At 70.1% G+C, this 5,496-nt stretch carries 4 protein-coding genes; all 4 read left to right on the top strand.

Annotated features, from left to right (window positions below; translation table 11 throughout):
* The coding region (locus EB084_18580) for a hypothetical protein (GenBank protein NDD30268.1) at positions 1-2,530 on the top strand (2,530 nt) is incomplete at its 5' end.
* Positions 2,518-3,225 carry a hypothetical protein gene (locus EB084_18575; GenBank protein NDD30267.1) on the top strand — a complete coding sequence of 236 codons (708 nt, stop codon included), beginning with the start codon at positions 2,518-2,520 and terminating at the stop codon, positions 3,223-3,225. The genes EB084_18580 and EB084_18575, both read left to right, overlap by 13 nt.
* On the top strand, positions 3,222-4,625 hold the full coding sequence (locus tag EB084_18570; protein NDD30266.1) for a zinc ribbon domain-containing protein: 1,404 nt from the start codon (positions 3,222-3,224) through the stop codon (positions 4,623-4,625). Before EB084_18575 ends, EB084_18570 begins: the two co-directional genes overlap by 4 nt.
* On the top strand, positions 4,625-5,496 hold an 872-nt coding region (locus EB084_18565; protein ID NDD30265.1), incomplete at its 3' end, for a VWA domain-containing protein. The genes EB084_18570 and EB084_18565, both read left to right, overlap by 1 nt.

Here is a 5,496-nt window from a genome sequence, read left to right as displayed (position 1 = left end):
GTTCCTCTGCGGTCCCGCCCGCGGCCTCGTCGCCTGTTCCTCTGCGGTCCCGCCCGCGGCCTTCGGGCGGATCTCTCCGCTGCTCTTCGGCATGCGCCCCCCCCGCAGGGGGCGGCTCGGGGCAGACCGAAGCACACAGGGTGCGATCCCGGTGCTCTCCTTGCAGGCCCCTTCGATGAGCGACCCTCTCGCCTGCCGCAATTCCGCGTGCGGCGCGGTGCTCCACCCCGCATGGGCCTTCTGCGCCACCTGCGGTACGCAGACCAGCGCGCTGGTGGGAGCCACCGACGTCCGATTTCTGTTGCCGACGCCGTTCGAGGGTGAGCACGAGATCGTGGTCGCCGCGCAGGGCGCGCGTCCCGTGCAGGCCCGCATCGAGTGGCTCGAGCTGCCCGCTGGCGTTGAACCCCTGCCGCTTCGCGCGTCTCCCGAGGGGTGCAGCCTGCGCTTCCGGCTGCGAGAAGACCTTGCCCTCTCTCGCACGACGCCACTCACCCTGCACGCCGTGCTCATCACCGACGACGGGGTGCGTGGCGCGCGCTGGCATCTGCGTCAGGAGCGACGTCAGGGGCTTCGCATCCACCTCTGCCCAGAGACCGAGGGGCGCCTGACGACCGTTCAAGAGCTGCTGGTGCTCGACTGGGACAGCCCCCCGCGTGAGCTTCACCTGCGCAACGAAGGGGGGCGACCCGTGCGTCTGCGCGCGGTGGAGGCCCCGGAGGGGGTGACGGTGAGCGATATCCGCGGGCGGCCCCTCGACGCGGCGACCCTTCCGGAGTGGTCGGTGGGGGCGGGCAAGAGCGCCCTGCTCGGGGTGCGCCTGGCGGGGAGCGCGGCCTGCGTGGGAGAGGCCACCCTGCGCCTGGTGCCCACCGAGGGCCCGAGCGTGACCGTTCGCCTGCTGCTGCCGCGCGAGACCCGTGGCGGATTCATGCCGCGCTACGTGGTGGGCATCGATGTGGGCACCGAGAACGTCTCGGTGTATGGGCGTGACCTCACCGACGACAGCGTCTTCCCGGTGCCGCTCGAACCGGGAACGACCCGCATGCCCTGCTATGTCGCCTTCGACGACCCGGCCAGCCAGGAACCGGTGGCCTACGGGAAGTCTGCGGTGGATCGCCTCGTGCTGGGTCGCGGGGTGGTGACCCGCGACCTCAAGGTGCATCTGCGCCACGGCGGACAGTCGTACGCGCGTCGCTTCGGCGACGTGTTTCGCGTCGAGAACCTGCTCTACTTCCTGCTGGCACACGTCAAGGAGCGCGTCGAGCAGGCCCTCGAGGCGCGCGCGGGGGCCATCACCGGGGTTCGCTGGTGTGTGACCCTCCCCGTGCTCGTCGAGCCCACCGCCTTCGAAAGCCTGCGACGCAAGTATGCGGCCGTGCTGCGGCGGGTCTTTCAGCGCGAGATCAAGGATGGCCGTCTTGATCCGGACACGGCCTTCGGGTTTCTCACCGAGCCCGAGTCGGCCGCGCTCTACGTGTTCCAGCGGCTGGGGCACGACGCCCCCGATCTGCTCAAGCGCCCGTTTCAAGACGGTGATGTGGTGTGTGTGGTCGACGCGGGGGCGGGAACAACCGACCTGGCACTCATGCGCATGCGCATCGTTCAGGGGACGCAGACCTTCGAGATACTGGGAGAGGCCGGAACCGATCTCCCCGCGGCCGAGGCGCTGCACTCGGAAGACTTCGGGGGGCGCAGCGCCGATCTCGCGGTCATCGAGTGCCTCGCCCGTTCGTCGCTGCGGGGCGGCCACGCCACCCCCGAGAACGTGGCGCGCCAGATTGGCATGCTTCTCGGGCAGGGGGTTCCCGATGGCGACAAGGTGCGCAACCGCGCGCTGCAGGCGGCCATGGAGGCCAAGCAGCAGCTCTGTGTGCCCAACGAGCCGGCGCGGCGCATCGATGTGCGCGAGACCGCGTGGCCCGAGCTCGACCGCACGGTGCCCGGCGAGATCACGCTTCGCCGCTTTCACGTCACCGTGCAGCCGGCCCTCGATCGCATCCTGCATCGCCTCGATGAACTCATCAACCGATGTGGTCTCGCACGCCGCGACGTGGGCTGGGTCTTTGCCATCGGAGGCAGCTCGAACATCCCCCTGGTGGAGGAACGCCTTCAGGCGCTGTTCCCTGGCCGCGTCATCTCGCTGGAAGGCCATCGCAGCGTGCGCATGGAAGCGGTCGCGAGGGGCGCGGTCTGGAGCTGGCGAGCGCGGCTGCGCAATGTGGCCCCCCTCGACGTGGTGGTGCAGGTGCGTCAGGGTGAGCGGGTGCAGCGCCAGCCCCTGCTGTTCGCCGATCGCCCGCTGTCGATGCGGCCCCAGGAGTATCAGTTCGAGCTGGTAGAGGAGGCGGAGGTGGAGCTGATGGGCATGGTCGAGGGGCAGGCACTGCGACTCACCGGGCTTCGCGTAGAGGCTGCGGGCGCGCCGCGTCCGCTCTCCATCCGGGTGAGCGCGGAAGGGGGCGCCCTTCGCCTCGAGGCAAGCATCGACGGCGCGGCGCGGTTGGCGCCCATGGCGTGGCTGGCATGAGCCTCGAGCTTCTCGAGCAGTCTCTCAACGGGCTCACCGAATGTGAGCTGCGGCGCTGCGGCATCATGGCGCTGGCGCTGTGGCGATCGGTCGACGATGTGCCCGGGCGCCTGCGCGACATCGATGCCGCGGTGTTTCGCGGTTTTGGCATGCGAGACGTGCCCGCCGAGATGGTGGAGGCCGACTACGACCACGCCCTTGCGCTGCTGGGCGCGTTCAATGATCTGCAGGCGCGGCTTCGGTCGGCCTTGCATGAGCGGTTCGGGCTGCGCTGCATCGTAGGCGGCGTGGGCGAGCCCTACGACGAGCGTTCGGCGCGTTTCACAGCGGCGGCCGCTCGCCCGACCGGAAACCCGGCCCTCGACTGGCACGTGGCCGAGACCCTGGCCTGCGGATACGAGTGGGACGGCATGCCGCCGCTGCTGCTGCCCGCACGGGTGGCGGTCTATCGCTACGATTCGCTCGGGCCGGAAGACGATGCGCTGCTCGATGACGGCGTCAACCGCGGTGATGATGTGGGCGCGGTGGTGCCTGAGACGTCGGCCCAGGACGAGGCCGTGCGTACAGGTGGCGCTGCGGGGGGGTGGGCGGAGCCCCCTGTCCAGGCGTCTTCGGTCACGCTTGTGCTACCCGACGGTACGCGTCGGCGCTTCTCGGGCGAGGTGCGCATCTGCATCGAGGAGGGTGACGCGTGACGGCTCCCATCGCCACGGCACCCGCCGCAGGCACGCACTGCCGCGGATGTCGCGAAGCCCTCGTGGCCGACGGGCATTTCTGCACCCGCTGCGGCCTGCCCACCGCAGACGCCTGTCCGCGCTGCGGCGCCGACGTACCCCTGGGAGCGGGTGCCTGTGGGGGGTGTGATGGCCCCCTGGTGCACTGCGAGAACTGCGGGCGGGTATACCCGGTCGAGCGCACGCGGTGCGAGAATGTCGACTGGACCTGCGCGGGCGCCCCCCTCGTGAGCGCATTCGGCGCGTTCAGCGGATTGCACGGGTCGCTGGGGCGCACGGGCAGCGTGGGTGGCGGACCGGTGGCGCTGCGGCCGCTCTCGGCGCCCCTGTTCATGCTCGAGGATCGCGATGAGGCCATTCTCGACATGCTCGTGGCCTACGGTCGCGCCTTCCTCATCTCGAGCCGCGAGGTCGCTTCGGTTCCGCTCCGCCTGCGGGGCGCCATCGACCCGCTCGACCCCGCCATCGCGCGTTCGGTTCCCCTGGCGGCGCGTGGCCGCGAGTTTCGTGGGGTCATCGATGCGGCTGTGGGCTTCGGCATGGTCACCGTCATCTTCGAGCGCCACGATCGCGCCTCAGAGACCTTTGTGTTTCGCGCCGACGATGTGAGCGCATCGTGGCGTCTCACGGGGTGCGAGGGCGCGCGCGCGGCGGTGCCCACGCCGCACGGGGTGCTGGTGTTCATGCCGGGTGAGGTGAAGCGGTTCGCCCCGGGGTCGGTTGACGCCGACGGGTCGGCGGCCATCGCCGCGCCGCCGCGCGTCGACGCCCCCCCGGCCGTGCATCTCGATGGCATGTTTGTGGTGTATGGCGCCGCCGATGGCGCGGTGGTGCGCGTACGCGTCGAGGGGCTCGAGACCCACGTCTTGCGTGGGCCGGGGTCGGCGGGCCCTCCCGTGCTCGGGCCGCGCTACGTGCATGTGCTCTCGCGTGATGACAGCAACCTTGCGTCGACCACACTTCACCAGATCGAGGTCGACACCGGCGCGCACGACGCCGTGGCCCTGCCCATCGCCAGCGACCTTTGCCTGCGCGGAGCCGGCCCGTCACGGCTCGTGTTCGACACCCAGCAGCGAGCCTACCGCGAGGTGGCCCTCACCCCCTGGCCGGCACGGTTGCAGGCGGGGGGCATGCCCCGGCCGGAGAACGAAGATCGGCTCACCGAGCTGCTGCTCGATGGCGCGGGGCACGATGTGCTGCTGCTCGCTCTCGAGGGGGGACGCACGGCCCTGCGCGTCGTGCGCTTCGATGGCGAGGCGGTGCTGCGCGGCGCGCTCGCCTCGAACGCGCGTTTCGTCGCTTGTGACGACCTGGTTCTGCTCACCTCGGAGGGGAGGCTCAAATGCTACGCACTCGCTTGATGGTCTGGCTCGTGCTCGCGCTCACGGTCTGCGTCACGGTGGCCGTATCGCCCGCGCACGCCCAGTCGCCGCGAACAACCGACGGACCCAAGGTGTTCGATTTTGCGACCTTCTCGCAACGTCTCTTGCAGACGCAGCCGCTCATCAGCGATCGCAACACCCACTTCGTACTGATGGTCGACGTCTCGGCCAGCGTGGGCAACCTCATGCTGGGAAGCTGGCGCAGCGGCCTGTACGAGCCCATGCTCGAGAACTTCATGGTGGCCGGCGACCAGGTGTCGGTGGTGCCCTTCGGGCTGCACCCGTGGTTCGATGACGCCCGTTTTGCGGAACGCTACGCTCGGCAGCGAAGGGCGCACCTCTATACGAGCACCTTCCCCACGGTGGTGAAGGCGCCCAAGTACAAGGGTACCGACATCTACGGCTCGGTGGCCGAGGTGCTCGAGCGAACGCAGAAATCGGGCGCCATGGCCCACGACAACATGGTGGTCATCGTGGTCACCGACGACCAGATCGAAGATGCGTCTGAGAAGGCCAACAAGCGCTTTCAGGCCTTGCGCTCGACGCTGCTCGCGTCGGCCTCCGACGTCATGCGGTGCACCTGGGTGGGGCCCCGCGGCAATCGCGACTTCACCGTCATGGTGTTCACCAACGCGTTTCCCGATGCGAAGAAGCTGGCGGCCGCGCGAACCGAGCAGGTCGCCCGTGAGCGCGCGGCTCCCGGGGGAGGTGGCCCGGTCGACGGATCCGGCGCTCCTGACGGCGCATCGACGGGCGGCGCGGCGGGAGCGGGTGACGGCTCGGGCAGCAGCAGCGGCACGGGCAGTGGCAGTGGCAGTGGCGTGGGGGGCGCGGGTTCTCCTGGGCATCC

It is taken from the genome of Pseudomonadota bacterium (assembly GCA_010028905.1).
Taxonomy (GTDB): Bacteria; Vulcanimicrobiota; Xenobia; order RGZZ01; family RGZZ01; genus RGZZ01.
Note: the sequence above shows the minus strand (reverse complement) of the source record. Positions and strands in the feature narration are given on the sequence as shown.